The sequence below is a fragment of the Plantactinospora sp. BC1 genome, from assembly GCF_003030345.1.
Classification (GTDB): Bacteria; Actinomycetota; Actinomycetes; order Mycobacteriales; family Micromonosporaceae; genus Plantactinospora.
In genome coordinates this window covers 2,387,978-2,405,122 of record NZ_CP028158.1, presented here as the reverse complement: position 1 = coordinate 2,405,122, position 17,145 = coordinate 2,387,978, and the positions used below count along the sequence as shown (strand labels likewise).

14 protein-coding genes and 2 pseudogenes are annotated in these 17,145 nt (G+C 73.8%); 5 read left to right on the top strand and 11 right to left on the bottom strand.

All coding sequences use genetic code 11. From position 1 onward, the window contains the following. The first annotated feature begins 247 nt into the window (after positions 1-247). Both C6361_RS10120 and C6361_RS10115 read left to right on the top strand, forming a co-directional pair. Positions 248-475 carry a winged helix-turn-helix domain-containing protein gene (locus C6361_RS10120; RefSeq protein ID WP_199853315.1) on the top strand — a complete coding sequence of 76 codons (228 nt, stop codon included), beginning with the start codon at positions 248-250 and terminating at the stop codon, positions 473-475. A 136-nt stretch (positions 476-611) separates the two neighbouring features. Continuing rightward, a complete protein-coding gene (locus C6361_RS10115) occupies positions 612-1,241 on the top strand; it encodes a hypothetical protein (RefSeq protein WP_107257377.1) in 630 nt (209 codons plus the stop codon). Between the two features lie 13 nt (positions 1,242-1,254). Here C6361_RS10115 and C6361_RS10110 read toward each other — a convergent pair whose 3' ends face one another. Continuing rightward, complete coding sequence (locus tag C6361_RS10110) at positions 1,255-1,812, bottom strand: hypothetical protein (protein WP_107257376.1); 558 nt, start codon at positions 1,810-1,812, stop codon at positions 1,255-1,257. Positions 1,813-2,006: 194 nt separating this feature from the next. Here C6361_RS10110 and C6361_RS10105 point away from each other — a divergent pair, with 194 nt between their 5' ends. Beyond that, positions 2,007-4,784 carry an FtsK/SpoIIIE domain-containing protein gene (locus C6361_RS10105; protein WP_369931373.1) on the top strand — a complete coding sequence of 926 codons (2,778 nt, stop codon included), beginning with the start codon at positions 2,007-2,009 and terminating at the stop codon, positions 4,782-4,784. Beyond that, complete coding sequence (locus C6361_RS10100; protein WP_107257374.1) at positions 4,781-5,221, top strand: hypothetical protein; 441 nt, start codon at positions 4,781-4,783, stop codon at positions 5,219-5,221. The genes C6361_RS10105 and C6361_RS10100 overlap by 4 nt, the downstream gene beginning before the upstream one ends. Positions 5,222-5,303: 82 nt before the next feature. Here the strand turns inward: C6361_RS10100 and folE are convergent, their stop codons facing one another. The 4 genes from folE to C6361_RS38825 form a co-directional block, all read right to left on the bottom strand. After that, on the bottom strand, positions 5,304-5,978 hold the full coding sequence (gene folE, locus C6361_RS10095; RefSeq protein ID WP_107257373.1) for a GTP cyclohydrolase I FolE: 675 nt from the start codon (positions 5,976-5,978) through the stop codon (positions 5,304-5,306). A 41-nt stretch (positions 5,979-6,019) separates the two neighbouring features. Continuing rightward, positions 6,020-8,044: an ATP-dependent zinc metalloprotease FtsH gene (gene ftsH / locus C6361_RS10090; protein WP_107257372.1), complete on the bottom strand. Its 2,025-nt coding sequence runs from the start codon at positions 8,042-8,044 to the stop codon at positions 6,020-6,022. Positions 8,045-8,516: 472 nt separating this feature from the next. Next, entirely contained in the window at positions 8,517-9,092 is a 576-nt protein-coding gene (gene hpt / locus C6361_RS10085) for a hypoxanthine phosphoribosyltransferase (RefSeq protein ID WP_107257371.1), read from the bottom strand. Between the two features lie 99 nt (positions 9,093-9,191). Continuing rightward, entirely contained in the window at positions 9,192-9,323 is a 132-nt protein-coding gene (locus tag C6361_RS38825; RefSeq protein ID WP_255416216.1) for a hypothetical protein, read from the bottom strand. 184 nt (positions 9,324-9,507) lie between these two features. Here C6361_RS38825 and C6361_RS10080 point away from each other — a divergent pair, with 184 nt between their 5' ends. Continuing rightward, positions 9,508-10,494 (top strand): GlxA family transcriptional regulator, encoded by a 987-nt coding sequence (locus C6361_RS10080; protein WP_107257370.1) that lies wholly within the window; start codon positions 9,508-9,510, stop codon positions 10,492-10,494. A gap of 30 nt (positions 10,495-10,524) precedes the next feature. Here the strand turns inward: C6361_RS10080 and C6361_RS10075 are convergent, their stop codons facing one another. The 6 genes and pseudogenes from C6361_RS10075 to dacB all read right to left on the bottom strand — a co-directional run bounded on the left by C6361_RS10075 (position 10,525) and on the right by dacB (position 16,811). Beyond that, a complete protein-coding gene (locus C6361_RS10075; RefSeq protein WP_107257369.1) occupies positions 10,525-11,382 on the bottom strand; it encodes a hypothetical protein in 858 nt (285 codons plus the stop codon). A 63-nt stretch (positions 11,383-11,445) separates the two neighbouring features. Then, entirely contained in the window at positions 11,446-13,089 is a 1,644-nt protein-coding gene (locus C6361_RS10070) for a gamma-glutamyltransferase family protein (protein WP_107267570.1), read from the bottom strand. 9 nt (positions 13,090-13,098) lie between these two features. Continuing rightward, positions 13,099-13,317, bottom strand: a pseudogene (locus C6361_RS39180) (TilS substrate-binding domain-containing protein); the annotation flags it as partial. 120 nt (positions 13,318-13,437) lie between these two features. After that, positions 13,438-14,202, bottom strand: a pseudogene (gene tilS / locus C6361_RS10065) (tRNA lysidine(34) synthetase TilS); the annotation flags it as partial. An 8-nt stretch (positions 14,203-14,210) separates the two neighbouring features. Further along, positions 14,211-15,281 (bottom strand): zinc-dependent metalloprotease, encoded by a 1,071-nt coding sequence (locus tag C6361_RS10060; RefSeq protein WP_107257366.1) that lies wholly within the window; start codon positions 15,279-15,281, stop codon positions 14,211-14,213. A gap of 48 nt (positions 15,282-15,329) precedes the next feature. Continuing rightward, positions 15,330-16,811, bottom strand: coding sequence for a D-alanyl-D-alanine carboxypeptidase/D-alanyl-D-alanine-endopeptidase (gene dacB / locus C6361_RS10055; protein ID WP_234359588.1), 1,482 nt, complete (start codon positions 16,809-16,811; stop codon positions 15,330-15,332). Positions 16,812-17,145 lie beyond the last annotated feature (334 nt).

The window sequence follows — 17,145 nt, the reverse complement described above, 5'->3', positions numbered from 1 at the left end:
TCGATCGGTTGTGAAGATCACTTACTGCTAGCTGGTACCGGAGTGGTGTTGCGGCGCTCGCAATGCCGTGCAGAGGTGCCAACCGACCACAAAGGCCCTGCAACCGCCGTCTGCGAAGTTACTCGGCCAGCGTCACCTACGTCAAGCATGTCATCTAAGGATGCAGTGTCATTTCACGTACCTGCATTGCCTATGTCGAGAACCACGATCAATACTGGATGGGCCAACCGACCGCAAGGGACGAACTGTGCCTATCCCGCCGACCATGAACGAGCTAATCGACGATCTTGTAAAGCGCATCAAGAAGGGCGACTTCCCACCCGGCACCCAGATTCCCTCGACCAGCGATCTGGCCGACCACTACGACGTATCGCCATCGACCATCTCGCGAGCAGTGGCCCGGCTCCGCCAGCGCGGAATCCTGGTCGGCCGCCCAGGTCGCGGCGTCTTCGTCGCCGAGAAGCCAGGACGATGACGGCGGCGACCTGTCCGCAAGATCTGGTCGGCTGACCGTCACGCACTGTGTTGCCGTCGAAGTGGGAGCCTGGAGAATAGCGGTGTCAGGCGCCGAGCGCGTTCCGTCCAGGAGCCACAGGTAGGTCGAGCGATCCGTGAGTCACGATCCCCTTCCCGATCCCTTCGCCGGCCAGCCCGACTGGGCGCCGGGGCCGCCCCGACCGATCGTGATCGCCGCCGCCGCCAACCGGGTGGACCTGCGCGGCCGCCGGGTGCTGGTCGGGCTCCCCGGGCTCGGCTGGCGCGCCGACCTGCGGGCGGACGAGCGGGTGGTGCAGGGCAGCCGCACCTACGTGCCGGTGCTGGCCGAGCACGAGTGGTATCGGGCCGAGGCGGAGCAGATCGAGGTCTTCGCCCCGCTGGTGCCGGCGGAACGGGTCTGGGTGGAGACCCTCGGCGAGGTCTCCCCGTGGGACGCCAGCACCCCGCCGATCCCCCGGCCGGCCCGGCCGGACGTCATCTCCCGGCTGGTGTCGCTGGACGCGCCGACGCACCGGGCCCCGGTGCCGGTGGTCGAGGCGGACGCGGTCGCCGGCCGCCGGGTGGTGCAGATCGCCGACGCGGTCGAGCGGCGCGACCTGCGCGCGGTCACCGAGGTCTACACCAGCGGCGACGGGGACATCTGCGTCCGCGTCACCGCCGAACTCGACTGGTACCGCTGGGCGTGGAGCGGCCGGCCACCGACCACGCTGGAGGTTCCGGTGCACCTGCTCTGGATCGAGTGACCCGGCGGGCCCGTCAGGTCGCCGGGTCGGCCGTGCAGACCCGCCAGCCGTCGTCCTGTTCGGTGCCGAAGCGCCACCGCTGGTGCTCGGTCTGCGAGAGGTTCTCCACCAGGTACGAGATCACCAGCTCGACGCCGACCTCGGCCCGCTCCCCCTGTGGGCGTACGTCCAGCGGCCCCCACTTGACCACGAAGGTGATCTGGAACTGCTTCTCCCGGGCCGTCAGGTCGGCGCGCAGTTGCCGCAGCGGGGCGAGCCCGGCCGGGTCGGCGCACTCGAACTCACCGGCGAGTACGTCGTTCTCGTCGACCAGGTAGGCCCGCAGGTAGTTGTCCACCACGACGTCGGGGGCGCTCCGGTCGGGGGCGGTGAACCGGTCGTAGGCGACGTACGCGACGGCGGCGCCGGCCAGGCAGAACAGCGCCAGTGCGCCGCCGACCACCGCCAGCACCAGGCCCAGGCGCCGACGAGGTGGCGCCGGTGGCGGTGCGACCGGCTCGGGAGCGGCCTGTCCGGGCGGGGTCCGCTGGGTGGGTACCCGGGACACCTGGGAATCGGCCGGGGGGTGCACTGACTCCACCCCCTGAGGCTAGCCGCTGCCCCCTCCGTACCCAATGGGCGCGAATTCCAGCTTGGTAACCAAAAGGGATCAATCGGTGACCCTCCGCCAGCTCCGGCTATCTGTGCCACGACCATCCCCGCAGGTCCGCGAAGATGCCGCCGCGCTGGGATACCGTCTCAGACCAGGACGAGGGAGTTGGTGCGGTGGACACCTGGAGGGGACCGACCGGGCACGCCGCCACGCTGCGCTGGCGGGCCGCCGCCGGCACCGCCGCCGTACTGCACCGCCGGGCCGCCGCCACCACCGCCGCCGCGGCCACCGCCCTGGAGGCGATCCGCCCGATCCCCGCCGACCAGCGGGAGCAGCACGAACTCGCCGAACGGCTGCGCGCCGCCGCGAGCGAACTCGCCCCGGGCTGGCTCGGCGCGCCGCTGGACGCCCAGTCCGAGGACGCCCCGCTCGGCGGCCCCGCCCAGCCGACCTTCGTGCGGATCGGCACCGCCCAGCCGCTGGACGACGCCCGCTTTCCGGTGCTGGTGCCGCTGCTCGGCACCGGCCACCTCACCGTCGACGCGGACAGCCGCGATCCCCGGGTGGCCGGGCTGCTCCGGTCCGTACTCCTCCGGCTGCTCGCCGCCGCCCCGGCCGGCTCGCTGCTGGTGCGGGGCGTCGACGCCACCGCCGGGGGCCAGCTCTTCGCGCCGTTCGCCCCGCTCGCCGACGCCGGCCTGATGCCGCCGCCGGTCACCGACCGCACCGGCCTGCGGGCCGTGCTGGCCGAGGCCGAGCAGTGGGTACGCCCGACCCGGCCGGCCACCGCCCGCTACAACCGGCACGACCGCACCCTGCTGCTGGTGGTCGGCTCGCTGCCGGAGCTGACCGAGGCGGGCGACCTGGCCCGGATCGGTGCGCTGGCCCGGGAGGGGCCCGAGGCGGGACTGCACCTGATCGTGGCCGGCTGGCCACCCCCGCCGCTGACCGCCGAGACGAGCCAGGCACCGCTCTCCCGCTCCACCATGATCGCGATGCGCAACCCGTACGCGCTGGTCGGCGATCCGCCCGGTGCCTCGTTCAGCGCCCCGGTGCCGCACCTGCCCGGCACCGGCCTGAACGCGCCGGTCTTCCTCGACGACTGCCCGCCGGTACCGCTGCTGGACCGGGTCTGCCGGGACCTGGCCGCGCGGTTCCACGCCGACTACCGACGTACCCTCGACGACCTGCTGCCGGAGCCGGCGGACGGATTCTGGACGGAGTCCGCCGCCGACGGGCTGAGCACCCCGGTCGGGCACGACGGCGACCGGACCGTGCCGCTCGGTTTCGACGAGCGCACCCCGCACTGGCTGGTCGGCGGCCGGGGCGGTGCCGGCAAGAGCGCCTTCCTGGTCAACGTCCTCTACGGGCTCTGCACCCGCTACCACCCCGACGAGTTGGCGCTCTATCTGGTCGACTTCGCCGACGGTACGGCCTTCACCGAGTTCGTACCGGAGCCGGCGGACGGCTCCGACGGCACCGGGCCGGGCGGGCCGTGGCTGCCGCACGTCCGGGCCGTCGGGGTGCAGGCCGACCGCGAGTACGGCCTCGCGGTGCTCCGCGACCTCGACGCCGAACTGGACCGCCGTGGCGCGGCCGACCCACTCCCGTCGGCGGCGGTGCCGGGACGCCCGGCCGGCGCGGCGCTGGTACCCGCCCAGCGGGGCGACGCCGACCGCCCGACCCCACGGATCATCTGCGTGCTCGACGGGTACCCGCTGCTGCTGGCCGAGGAGGACGCGCTCGGGGTCGAGGCGCTGGCCCGGCTGGAGTCGGTGGCCCGGCGGGGGCGGTCGGCCGGGGTACACCTGATCCTGACCGGCCGACCGGCGCCGGCGCTGGCCGCGCTGCGGGCCCGGCGGGACTCGTTCCTCGGCCAGTTCCCGGTCCGGGTGGCACTGCCCGGCGGCACGGACGTGCTGGAGCCGACGAACGACTCGGCGGCGGGCCTGCCGCTGGGTACGGCGGTGGTGAACACCGCCGGTGGGCTCGGCGGGCCGCGCGGCGCGACCCGGGGCCACGAACGGACCGTCCGGTTCCCCGATCCGCACGCCGATCCGGGCGTGCTCAGCGGGCTCCGGCACCGGCTCTGGGCGGACCGGCCCGCCGGGATGCCGGCACCGGCCGTCTTCACCGGCTATCTGACCCCACCGCCACCTCCGGTCCGCACCGACGACCCGGAGTCCCTCGACGCATCTCTTCGGGTTGACGAGCCGCACCCGGCGCCGACCGACGGGCGGCCAGCGCCGGTCGGTGTGCCGGTCGGGCTGCTCGTCGACGTCTCGCCGCGCCCGGCGGAGCTGCCGCTCGACGCGACACCGGGCCGGCACCTCGCGGTCCTGGGGCCGGACCCAACCGGCGCCGGGGTACTGGCCGGCGCCGCCCGGGGACTCGCCGCGCGGCATCCCGCCGGCAGCGTCGAGTTCGTCGTCGCCGCGCCGGGCCCCGACCCGGTGGCGGAGTCGCTCGCCGCCGCGCTGTCCCGGCGACATCCGGTGCGCCGGGTGGACGCCGCCGGGCTGGGCGAGGCGCTGAAACTGGCCGGACCCGGCTGTCTGGTCGCCTTCGGGATGGACGAGCTGGCGGCGGCCCCCGAGCTGTCGACCGAGCGCCTCCGGGCGCTGCTGCGCGACGGGCCGGGCCGGGGCGTACACCTGCTGGGCTGGTGGCGGGCAGTCGCCCCGTTCGCCGACCTGGTCGCCGTACCGGCGGTGCCCGAGCAGCCCGCACCGGCGGAGCCCGAGGAGGTCGCCGAAGCGGCCGTCGCGGCTGCGGCCACCGTCGACGGGCTGCTCCTGCTCGACGTACCCGAGTCGGAGCTGACCCGGCTGCTGGGCCGGCCCGTACGGTGGCGTCCCCGCCCCGGCCGGGCGCTGCTCTACGACCGTCGGACGGACCTGGCCAGCCTGGTCGTCCCGTACGGCCCGCCGGGCGGAGAGGGCACACCGTGAGCGGGGACGCCTGGCAGGACTACCTGGCCGCCGCGCAGCGGCTGGACGCGGTACGCCGTTCCGCCGCCACCGCCGCCGCCGAGCAGGAGCGGGGCGTGCACAGCGCCCGGGAGGAGCTGGCCGGGGTACGCGCCCGGCTGGTGCCCCAGCAGTCCCGGCTGCGCGCGCTGGGCGTCGCCGAGGCCGACCTGATGCCCTCCGAGCCGGAGGTGGCGGCGGCCGGTCGGGCGATGGCCGGCGGCCCGGAGGCGGTACTCGCGGCGCTGCGGGAGGCCCGGACCACCGCGGACGCGGCGGACGCCGCCACCCGGCTGCCCGGGGCCGGCCCGCTGCCCTGGAGCCGGGTACTGCTCTACGGCGCGCTCCTGACGGCGTTGCTCGGCCTGCTGGCCGTGCTCTGCCTGGGCGGCGTCTACCTGGCCGGTTGGCGCGGTTGACCGGCCCGGCCCGGCCCGGCAGCGGCGACCGGCCGGGCGGCGGCGACCGGCCGGGCGGCGGCCCGGGAAGCGGCTGGCGGGGTCAGGCGGCGCGGCTGGCGTGGATCAGGGCCATCGCCTCGGCGCGGGACTTGGCGTCCCGTTGCAGCGCGCCGCGTACCGCCGAGGTGATGGTCTTGGCGCCGGACTTCTGGATGCCGCGCATCGCCATGCACATGTGTTCGCACTCCAGCACCACGATCACGCCGCGCGGCTCCAGCTTGGTCATCAGCAGGTCGGCGATCTGCGAGGTCAGCCGCTCCTGCACCTGCGGCCGGCGGGCGTAGACCTCGACCAGCCGGGCCAGCTTGGAGAGCCCGGTGATCCGGCCGTTCTCGCCGGGGATGTAGCCGATGTGCGCCGAGCCCCGGAACGGCAGCAGGTGGTGCTCGCAGAGGCTCATCACGTCGATGTCCCGGACGAGTATGAGTTCCTCGTGGTTGGCCTCGAAGGTGGTGCTGAGCACCTGGGCCGGGTCGACCCGGAGCCCGGCGAAGAGTTCGGCGTACGCCCGGGCGACCCGGGCCGGCGTCTGGACCAGGCCGTCCCGGTCCGGGTCCTCGCCGACGGCGATCAGGATCTCCCGGACCGCCTTCTCGATCCGGGCCAGGTCGACGGCGTCCTCGACCGGCCCGCCGCCGAGCTTGCCGTTGACCAGCCGGGCGGCGAGGTAGTCCAGCTCGTCGTCGCCGTCCGGCTCGGTGGCTGACGCGGACAGGCCGCCGACGTTTCCGCCGGCGGCCTGGTAATTCGCTGCGTTCAGTGTGGGCCGTCCGAGTTGGGTGCGGTGTTGTTGGTGTTGCCCCCGACGGTCGCCTGGACGCCGTCCGCCTCGGCCTGCGCCTTGAGCTTCTCCTTCTCGGCCGGGGTGAGCACCGGCGGCTCGGTCGACGGCTGCCGCTTGCCGAACCCGTTGTACGGGGCCATCGGCGGCCGCTTGACCACCCGGGCGCAGATCCGCGCCATGTCGGCCGTGGAGAGGGTCTCCTTCTCGATCAGCTCCAGCACGAGGTTGTCGAGGACGTCCCGGTATTCCACCAGGATCTCCCAGGCCTCGTCGTGGGCCAGCTCGATCAGCGACCGGATCTCGGCGTCGATCTCGGCCGCCACCGCGTCGGAGTAGTCCCGCTCGTGCCCCATGTTGCGGCCCAGGAACGGCTCGTCGCCGCTGGTGCCGTATTTGATCGCACCGAGCTTGCTGCTCATGCCGTACTGGGTGATCATCGCGCGGGCCAGCGCGCTGGCCTTGACGATGTCGTCCGCGGCACCGGTGGTCGGCTCGTGGAAGACGAGTTCCTCGGCGGCCCGGCCGCCCAGCGCGTACGCCAGGGTGTCGATCATCTCGGCCCGGGTCTGGGTGTACTTGTCCTCGGTCGGCAGCACCAGCGTGTGCCCGAGCGAGCGGCTCCGGGAGAGGATCGTGACCTTGTGCACCGGGGCGGAGTGCGGCAGCGCCCAGGCGACCAGGGCGTGCCCGCCCTCGTGGTAGGCCGTGATCTTCTTTTCCTTGTCGCTCATCACCCGGGTCCGGCGCTGCGGGCCGGCGACCACCCGGTCGATCGACTCCTCCAGCGACTCGTTGGAGATCGCCCGCTTGTCGCTGCGGGCGGTCAGCAGCGCCGACTCGTTGATCACGTTGGCCAGGTCGGCACCGGTGAAGCCCGGGGTACGCCGCGCCACCGCGTCGAGGTCGACGTCGGGCGAGAACGGCTTGCCCTTGGCGTGCACCCGCAGGATCGCCTTGCGGCCCTCCATGTCCGGGGTGTCGACCGCGATCTGCCGGTCGAACCGGCCGGGGCGCAGCAGCGCGGGGTCGAGGATGTCCGGCCGGTTGGTGGCGGCGATCAGGATCACGCCGCCCTTGGTGTCGAAGCCGTCCATCTCGACCAGGAGCTGGTTGAGCGTCTGCTCCCGCTCGTCGTGGCCGCCGCCCATGCCGGCGCCACGGTGCCGGCCGACCGCGTCGATCTCGTCGACGAAGACGATCGCCGGAGCGTTCGCCTTGGCCTGCTCGAAGAGGTCGCGGACCCGGCTGGCGCCGACACCGACGAACATCTCGACGAAGTCGGAGCCGGAGATGGAGTAGAACGGCACACCGGCCTCGCCGGCCACGGCCCGGGCCAGCAGCGTCTTACCGGTACCGGGCGGGCCGAAGAGGAGTACGCCCTTGGGGATCTTGGCGCCGAGGGCCTGGTATTTCGCCGGGTTCTGCAGGAAATCCTTGATCTCGTGCAGCTCCTCGACGGCCTCCTCCGAGCCCGCGACGTCCGCGAAGGTGGTCTTCGGGGTGTCCTTGGTGATCATCTTGGCCTTGGACTTGCCGAAGTTGAGCACCCGGGAGCCGCCGCCCTGCATCTGCGACATGAAGAGCAGCAGCAGGATCACCAGAATGACGATCGGCAGCAGGTTGACCAGCAACGAGACGAAGAGGTTGTCGCCGGAGACCTCGGTGTCGATCGGGCCGCTGATCCGGCCGGCCGCCTTCGCGGCGGCGACCGAGTTCCAGACCTCGCCGCCCACCTCGTAGGGGAACTGGGCCTGGATCTTGTCGGTGTCGGTGTCACCGAACTTGGCCGAGTTCTTCAGGTCGAGCTGGAGCGTCTGCTCCTTGTCCTGGAAGATGGCCTTCTCGATGTCACCCTTGTTGAGCTGGTCGAGCACCACGTTGGTCTCGACCTTGTGATAACTCGGGCCACCGCTGAAGAATGAGCTGAGCGCTATCGCACCGATGATCACCAGGATGATCCAGACCACCGGGCGGCGGAAGAAACGCGTACGTTCCATGCTGTTGTCGAGCGCCGTAACGCCCGGACCCTCCTGATCGACGTCCTGATCGTCTGGTTGCCTTCTGCCGCCGCCGGAGCGGCGGGCCGAAACCGTCCCCTGCGAGCCGGCCTCGACGCCGGGCGCTTGGTACCGCGCCGCGGTCATTCGACGGTACACCGTGAACGCGAGGAGCGAGCCTGCGAGCCCTGGGGTAACAGGTCCGCTTCCGCCGGGGTGCCGGGTGACCACGGACCCGTGCCGGACGCCTGGCCCCGTACGGCCCCATCTTTCGGGTCAAACTGGGCAGGAGGCCCGGCGCGGGATGCTTCCGCGCCACCACCGCATACCGTAACCGCGTTTCCTGGGAGCGCGCTGTACGTCGACTCGATATTTCGGCGACGACATTCAGGATGGTCAGGGCGTACCGGACATCCGTTCACGTCCAAGACGGGACGAGGGGGTCGGAACCGGCCGAAAAGTCCGGACCGGATCAGGACCGGGCGTAGACCTCTGGCTTCAGGACGCCGACGTACGGCACCTCGCGGTAGCGCTCGGCGAAGTCCAGCCCGTAGCCGACGACGAACTCGCTCGGGATGTCGAAGCCGACGTACTTCACCGGGACGGAGACCTTGATCGCGTCCGGCTTGCGGAACAGCGCCACCACCTCGACGCTGGCCGCCGACCGGGACTCCAGATAGCGCAGCAGCCAGGAGAGGGTGAGTCCGGAGTCGACGATGTCCTCCACCACCACCACGTGCCGGCCGGCGATGTCCCGGTCCAGGTCCTTGCGGATCCGGATGGTCCCGGAGGAGGTGGTGCCCTGGCCGTACGTGGAGAGGGCCATGAACTCCAGCTCGGCCGGCGGCCCGTGCCGGCCGAGTGCCCGGGCGAAGTCGGCCATGAACATGACCGCGCCCTTGAGCACGCAGACCAGGATGATTCCGTCCGTGGTGCCGGCGTGGTCCGCCGCCACCTGTTTGGCCAGTTCCGCGATCTTTTCCCGAATCTGCTCCTCCGAGATGATCACGTGGTCGATGTCGGCGTCGTACCAGGAGCCCTGAGCCATGCGCCTAGCCTGCCGTACGCCGGTTCGCGCCCGTCGCCGGGGCGGCACCTTGCCGCGGTGCTCACCCCGGCTGGCCAGGCGGACTCTTCGGCATGGTGCTCAGCCCCGGGGCGAGGACCGCCAGCCACCCTCGCTGGGCCGCCAGTCGGCCGAGTCCCGGCTGTCGGCGGTGAGCCCGAGGAGGGAGGCGAGGAAGAGGACGAGGAAGAAGAGGGAGACGAGGAGTTCCATGGCGGCGTGACCTCTCTTGTCGATGCGGCCGGCCCGGGATGTCGGGCCTGACCAGGTCTTTTGGTTCGCCGCCGGTGCGCACCGGCTGTTCTGATCCAAGTCTGCGCCGCCGGGTACGGTTCGGACAGTGGCAGCTTTGCCACGCACCATCGATTTTCTGCCAGTTCTCGGCTATCGTCGATGCATGCTTCGCAACGTGGCCGTGATCGCCCTGGACCCGGTGGCCCCCTTCGAGCTGGGCGTGCTCTGCGAGGTCTTCGGGACCGACCGGGTCGCCGACGGCTTCCCCGGTTACCGCTTCGACGTCTGCACCCACGACGGCAAGCCCGTCCGCACCCGCTCCGGCTTCGGTCTGACCCCGAGCGCCGACCTGACCCCGGTGGAGGACGCCGACCTGGTCGCCGTGCCGGCGATGCACATCATCGGCGCCCCGATCCCGGAGACCGTGCTGGCCGCGCTGCGCCGGGCCGCCGACCGCGGGGCGTACGTGCTCAGCGTCTGCTCGGGCGCCTTCGTGCTGGCCGCCGCCGGCCTGCTCGACGGGCGCGAGTGCACCACCCACTGGAAGTACGCCGACCGGCTCGCCGAGATGTATCCGCTGGCCAAGGTGCGGTGCAACTCGCTGTACGTGCAGGACGGCAACCTGCTCACCGGTGCCGGCACGGCGGCCGGGATCGACGCCTGCCTGCACCTGGTCCGCCAGGAACACGGCTCGGCGCTCGCCACCAAGCTCGCCCGGCGGATGGTGGTGCCGCCGCACCGCGACGGCGGGCAGGCGCAGTACATCGAGGCGCCGATCGCGCCCACCCCGGCGGCGCCCACCCTGGAACCCGTGCTGGGCTGGCTGATCGAGCACCTCGACCGGCCGGTGACCGTGGACGACCTGGCCGCTCGGGCCCACATGGCGCCCCGGACCTTCGCCCGGCGGTTCCGGGCCGAGACCGGCACCACGCCGCACGACTGGATCACCAACCAGCGGGTGCTGCTGGCCCGGCGACTGCTGGAGGAGACCGAGCTGAGCATCGAGGCGGTGGCCACCCGGGCCGGCTTCGGCGACGCGGCCACCCTGCGGCACCACTTCGGCCGCCGGCTCGGCGCCACCCCGCACGCCTACCGGTCGACCTTCCGCGGCCGGCTCCCGGTGACCCGGCACGAGCCGGTCACCGTCTGAGCCTCCGGCGGGCCGGGCGGTCGCGGGCGGTCAGGAGGCGGAGACGAGCCCCACGTCGATCACCGTCGGCCGGTTCACGTCCACGGTGAACGGGCCGAACCGGCCGTACTGGTAGTAGGTGGTCTCCGAGTACGGCACCAGGTCCGAGTCGGTCGCGTCGCTCCCGACGTTCGGCCGGGTGAACCGCCACTTCGACTTCGAGACCTGCACCTCGACGTAGTACCGCTTCGCCGGCACCTGGATCCGGTACGGGCCGAAGCTGTTCGACCAGCCGTAGCTGTCCTCGTCGTCCACGCTCCGCACCGAGTACTGCGTCGGGTCGACGATCGGCTCGCCGGTCCCGCGCACCCCGTCGGCGTTGACGTCGTGCCAGAACACCCCCTGGATCAGGCCCTCACCCACGATCGTGAAGACCTGCTCGTCGGTGTTGTTGCCGGTGTTGCCCTCGCGCGGCGTGCTGACCGTCGCCCGGCCGGTGAGCGGCTGCCCGACCGTGCCGCCGTAGAGGCCGACGGCCAGCCGCACCGGGTACGCCTCGGCGTGCGGCGCGAGTTCCCGCAGGTAGACGCAGTCGGCGCCGGCCGGTGCGACGAACTCGCAGTCCCAGTCGCTGGAGGTGCTCAGCTCCGATGCCTGGAACGGCGCCGGCAGGGTGAGCCTGACCCGGGCGCCCCGGGCCGGCAGCGCGCCGACGTTGCGGACCACGGCGGAGACGCTGCTCCAGCCGCCGGTCGGCAGGATGTTGCGGGGCGCCTCGACCGTGACGGTCACGTCGGCGGACTTCAGCGGGTTGGCCGTGGCCGGCGTGCCGACGGCACCGGCGGTGACGGCGACGATCCCCAGGACGGCCAGCGAGCGTGCCGGCCAGGCGATGGACGGTCGGGGCAAGGAATCCTCCTCGGCGCACAATTGATCACCAACGTTAGGGGATCCCGGCAAGCCCGGAACAGCTCAGTACCCGACAGCGCAGCCGTCCGCCCGGGGCTCCGAGCCGGCCACGTAACCACCGTCGGGCAGCCGCCAGATCGCCTGGCCGTACCCGAAGGCGGACGCGTCGGGCTCGACGGTGATCTCGTGCCCCCGGGCGCGCAACCCCTGCACCGCGTCCCGGCCCACCCCACCGGCCAGGCCCGGCTCCACCAGCACCGAGCGGCCGGCGTGCCAGTACCAGCGCGGCCGGTCCAGCGCGGCCTGCGGGTCGAGCCCGTCGTCCAGGGTCGCGGAGACCACCTGCACGTGCCCCTGCGGCTGCATGTGCCCGCCCATCACCCCGAACGGGCCCACCGGCTCGCCGTCCCGGCCGAGGAACCCGGGGATGATGGTGTGGAACGGGCGCTTGCCCGGCGCCACCACGTTCGGGTGGGCCGGGTCGAGGCTGAACCCGGCACCCCGGTTCTGCAACCCGAAGCCGAGCCCGGGCGGTACCACGAACGAACCGAAGCCCAGATAGTTGGACTGGATCAGGCTCACCATCATCCCGCCCTCGTCGGCGGCGCAGAGATAGACCGTGCCGCCCCGGGCCGGGTCGCCGGGCGCCGGCGTGCCGGCCGTGTCGGTGACCAGTGCCCGGCGGGCGGCGGCGTACTCCCGCGTGAGCAGGTCGGCGGTCGGCACGTGCACCCGCTCCGGGTCGGCGACGTACGCGTGCGCGTCGGCGAAGCCGAGCTTGACCGCCTCGATCTGCCAGTGCAGCCGCTCGACCGGATCGAGTGCGGCCAGCTCGACCCCGTCCAGGATGTTCAGCGCGAGCAGCGCGGCCACGCCCTGCCCGTTCGGCGGCAGCTCCCACACCTCGTGCCCGCGATAGCCGGCCCGGACCGGATCCACCCAGGTCGAGGCGTGCCCGGCCAGGTCGTCGCCGGTGAGCCGGCCCCCGGTCCGGGCCGCGTACCCGGCCAGGGTCTCGGCGATCCGACCGGTGTAGAAGTCCGCCGCACCGGTCTCGGCGATCCGGCGCAGCGTGCCGGCGGCGTCCGGGTTGCGCCACCGCTGCCCGACCCGGGGCGCCCGTCCACCGTCGACGGTGAAGACCCGGCCCCACTCGGCGTACTCCTCGCCGGTCAGCCCGGCGTGCACCTCGACCGAACGGGCCCAGCTCGCCGCGACCCGGGGCGAGACCGGGAAGCCGTGCTCGGCGTAGCCGACCGCGTCGGCGAACAGCTCCGCGAAGGGCAGCCGGCCGAACCGCTCGTGCAGGTCCCGCCAGCCGGCCGGCGCCCCGGGTACGGTCACCGGCAGCCAGCCCCGCGCCGGCATCGCCGGCCCGACCGCCTGCGCACCGCCGTGTCCCGGGGTCGGCTCGGCGCCCCGCCCGCCGGTCGCGGCGAGCACCAGCTCCCGGGTCAGCCCGGCCGGTGACCGGCCGGAGGCGTTCAGCCCGTGCAGCCGCTCCCCGTCCCAGACGATCGCGAAGAGGTCGCCGCCGATGTCGTTGGAACCGGGCTGGACCACCGTGAGGGTGATCGCGGTGGCGAGGGCGGCGTCGACGGCGTTGCCGCCCCGGCGCAGTACCGCCAGTCCGGCGGCGGCGGCGAGCGGCTGGCTGGTGGCGACGGCACCGTGCGGCGCGAAGAGCGGCTGTCGGGGGGAGGACATCCCCCATGTCTACTCCGCGACCAGCACCCCGCCGCGCCGGGTCGCCCGGATGCCGCCGGGCAGGTGCGTCGCGCCCTGGCCGCGCCAGGCGGTGACCAGCGCGTTCAGCGCCGCGATGTGCCGGTACGAGAGCGCGGCCGGCGGCGCGCCGAGTTCGCGGCACCAGAGGTGCAGCACCCGGGTACGCACCGCCGGCGGCATCCCGGCCAGCACCGGCACGGCCAGCCCGTCGGCCGCCCCGCCCGCGCTCCCTGCCCCGCGCACGCTCCCCGCACCGCTCCCGTTCCCCGCACCGCCCGCGCTCCCCGCACCGCTCCCGTTCCCCGCCCCGCTCGCGTTCCCCGGCCCGGCCGCCGGGATCCGGGCCTCGGCGTAACCGGCCCGGGCCAGGTCGTCCAGTGCCGCGCCGTCCTCGGCCGCCAGCCGGGCGGTCCGGGCCAGGTTGTCCAGCACCCCGGGGCCGAGCGCCCGGACCAGCACCGGCAGCACGTCGGAGCGGACCCGGGCCCGGGCGTACCGGTCGTCGGTGTTGTGCGGGTCCTCCCACGGGGTCAGCCCGAGCAGCGCGCACGCCTTACGGGTCTGCTCGCGGGTGATCTCCAGCAGTGGACGGGCCAGCGTCACCCCGGCGTACTCCCGGCTGGCCGGCATGCCGGCGAGCCCGCGCGGGCCGGCGCCCCGGGCGAGCGCGAGCAGCACCGTCTCGGCCTGGTCGTCGCGGGTGTGCCCGAGCAGCACGGTGCCGGCGTCGTACCGGTGGGCGGCCTCGACCAGGGCCCGGTAGCGGGCCTCCCGGGCCGCCGCCTCCGGACCGCCCGGCCGGCCGGCGACCTGGACGGTCGCCACCTCGATCGGCGCGAACCCCTGCCCGCCGGCCCACTCCGCGACGTCGGCGGCCCGGCGCGCCGAGCCCTCCTGCAAACCGTGGTCGACCGTGACCAGCCCGGCCGGCAGTCCCAGCCGGGCGGCCACGAAGGCGGTGCCGGCGGCCAGGGCGAGCGAGTCGGCGCCGCCCGAGCAGGCGACCAGGACCGGCCGGTTCCGGGGTACGCCGGAAAGCGCCCGCCGGAGCGCGACCCGGATGGCCGCGACCGGCGGCGGCAGGGCTGCCACGGGTCGGGTCAGCCGGTGGCGGCGACCGGGCCGACCGGACCGTGCACCCGGGCCACCCAGGCGTCCGGGTCGGAGAGCTCCTCCAGCCGGGGCAGGGTCAGCGGCGAGCTGAAGATCTTGTTGAAGCCCTCCATGCCGACCCGCTCCACCACACCGTGCACGAACTTGCGGCCCTCGGCGTACTGGCGCATCTTGACGTCGACGCCGAGCAGCTTGCGGATCGCCTTCTCCAGCGGGTTGCCGGACTCGCGGCGCCGGTTGAACTTCGCCCGGATCGACTCGACGCTCGGGATGACCTCCGGCCCGACGCCGTCCATCACAAACTCCGCGTGCCCCTCCAGCAGGGTCATCAGCGCGGTCAGCCGGTCGAGTACGGCCCGCTGGCCGGGCGTCTGCACGATGTCCAGCACGCTGGCCCGGCTCTCCGGGTTGCGGACCGAGTCGGAGAGGGTGCCGACGCCCCGGCGGATCCGGTCGAGGAAGTTGTCCCCGCCGGCCTGGGAGGCGTCGACGAACGCCTGCACCTCGCCGAGGAAGTGCCCGCGCATCCACGGCACGGCGGTGAACTGGGTGCGGTGGGTCACCTCGTGCAGGCAGACCCAGAGCCGGAAGTCCCGGGGGTCGGCCTGGAGCTTCCGCTCGACCTCGACGATGTTCGGGGCGACCAGCAGCAGCTGGCCGGGGTCGGCGGAGAAGACCTCGTACTGGCCGAGGACCCGGCCGGAGAGGTAGGCCAGCACCGTACCGGCCTGCACCCCGGTCAGCCGGGAACCGATCGTGTCGGTGATGACCCCCGGCGGCCTGTCCCCGGAGAGCCGGGTGATCAGCGGGGTGATCACCTCACGCAGCCCGGCGATGTTGGTGGCCGCCCAGTCCCGCCGGTCCACCACCCGCACCGGCGGATGGGCCACCTGCGAGCGCAGCCCGGTGTACGCCAACACGTGCCCGGCCGCCTCGTCGGTCAGTCGACGCAGCTCGGACACCACCTCGGTCGCCTCGTCGTACGAGACCCGTGGTCCCGACTTTCCCAACGCCCCTGCGGTGGCGGCGGCCAGATCCCAGTCCACGAACTGCGCCATACCACCACCGTACCCGGGTGTTCACACCCCAACCCCGAGCTGGCGGGGTCAGCGGCAGCCGCACCGGGCCAGCGTGGTGGCGATCCGGTCCAGCTCCCGCTGCGCCTCGTCCTGCCCCACCGGCACCCTGTTGGCGAGTACGGCGAAGGCCAGCAGCCGGCCGTCGGCGGTGGTCACCACGCCGGAGATCGCGTGCACCCCGCTCAACGTCCCGGTCTTGGCGCGCACCACGCCCGCTCCGGCCTTGGTCGCCTTCTCGCCGGACCGGTCGAACCGGTCGCGCAGGGTGCCCGACCAGGCCGCCACGGGCAGCCCGGGGAAGAGGTCGGCGAGTTCCGGCCGGGTCCGCTTGGCGGCCATCGTCAGTACGTCGGTCAGCAGGCTCGGGGTGACCCGGTTGGCCCGGGACAGCCCGCTGCCGTCGGCGAGTGAACTCTCCGCCGCCGGCAGCCCGAGTTCGCCGACCATCTCGTCGACCGCCTCGGCCGCACCGACGAACGAGGCCGGCTTGTCCCGGCTCAGCGCGACCTGCCGGGCCAGCGCCTCGGCCACCACGTTGTCGCTGTCCCGGAGCATGAACTCGACCAGCCGGATCATCGGCGGCGAGGAGACCCGGCCCAGTTCGGTGCCGGCGCTCTGGGTGCCGGGGCTGGCGCTCGCCGCCGCGGCCGGGGCGGTCGCGGCGGCCGCCGGTGCCTTGCCGATCACCACCGCCGAGTTCGGCAGCCCGAGCAGCTTGGCGAAGGCCCGCCCGGCGGCCTCGTCCGGCTTGGCGTACCGCTCCTGGCCCCGCCCCTTGTCCTCCGGGTCCTTCCGGGCGCCGTCGGTCATCAGCGCCGTGATCACCGCACCGAACCCGCCGGTGGGGATGTCGGGGTCCCAGGCCGGTTCGAGGACCGGGCCGGGGAAGAGGGTGTTGTCGACGATCACCTTCGTCGGCGCGGTGCCGCCGAGCGCCTTCTTGACCTGGGCGGCGAGCCGGTCGAGCCGCCCGGCGCCCGGGTACCAGCCGGTGCCGTTCACCGCCAGCGTCGGGTCACCGGCCCCGATGATCACCACCTCGCCCGGGTTCGCCCCGGCCACCACCCGGGTGGCGATCCGGTACGCCGGGCCACGCGCCGCGAGTACCGCCGCCGCGGTGACCAGTTTGGTGGTCGACGCCGGCACGGTCGGGGTGTCCTGGCCGTTCTCGTAGAGCGCCTGCCCGGTGACCGCGTCGACGACCGAGATGTTCACCTCGTTGCCGAGCGTGGAGGAGGTGACCAGCGGGCCCAGCGCGGCCCGTACGCCCTCCGGGGTGGGTGCCGGAGCGTTCGCGCCGGCGGCCGCGAGTACGGGTGGTGGCGGCGGTTCGCTCGGGTCGACGGCACCGGGGGTCGGCGAGGCGTTCCCGCCCAGCCAGCCGTCCACCGGGCCGGGGCGGACCACGGCCACCCCGGCGACGGCGAGCGCCAGCACGAGGACGCTCGCGAGCACGCCGAGCAGCCTGCCCCGGCCCCGCCGTCCCGTCGGCGGTACCCCACCGGGCACCGCCCCACCGACCGGTACCCCGGCAGGCGGGCTGCCGGGCGGCGGCGTACCCGCTGGGAGGGCTCCGTTGCCGGCGGCCGGCGTGCCCGGCGCATCGCCGCCGGACCGGCCGGGCCAGGCCGGCGGCGCGGGCCGGTCCGACCAGGCGGAGGGGTCGGTCGAAGCCTTCCCCGGGACGCCGGGCGGCACCGGCGGGGCCTGGCCGGGCCGGCCGGCGGCACCGGGCGGCGGAATCGGCAGGCTCTGCCCCGGCCAGCCGGCGGCTCCCGGCGGCGGCGTCGCCCGGCCGGACGGCGCGGGTGGGGGAGCCGGGGTGTGCGACGGCGGGATCGGT

Bases quoted from the DNA above. Each gene is read 5' to 3' on its own strand.
- ftsH (WP_107257372.1), bottom strand. From the start codon at position 8,044: ATGGAACGTACGCGTTTCTTCCGCCGCCCGGTGGTCTGGATCATCCTG.
- hpt (WP_107257371.1), bottom strand. From the start codon at position 9,092: ATGGCTCAGGGCTCCTGGTACGACGCCGACATCGACCACGTGATCATC.
- C6361_RS38825 (WP_255416216.1), bottom strand. From the start codon at position 9,323: ATGGAACTCCTCGTCTCCCTCTTCTTCCTCGTCCTCTTCCTCGCCTCC.
- C6361_RS10080 (WP_107257370.1), top strand. From the start codon at position 9,508: ATGCTTCGCAACGTGGCCGTGATCGCCCTGGACCCGGTGGCCCCCTTC.
- C6361_RS10070 (WP_107267570.1), bottom strand. From the start codon at position 13,089: ATGTCCTCCCCCCGACAGCCGCTCTTCGCGCCGCACGGTGCCGTCGCC.
- C6361_RS10060 (WP_107257366.1), bottom strand. From the start codon at position 15,281: ATGGCGCAGTTCGTGGACTGGGATCTGGCCGCCGCCACCGCAGGGGCG.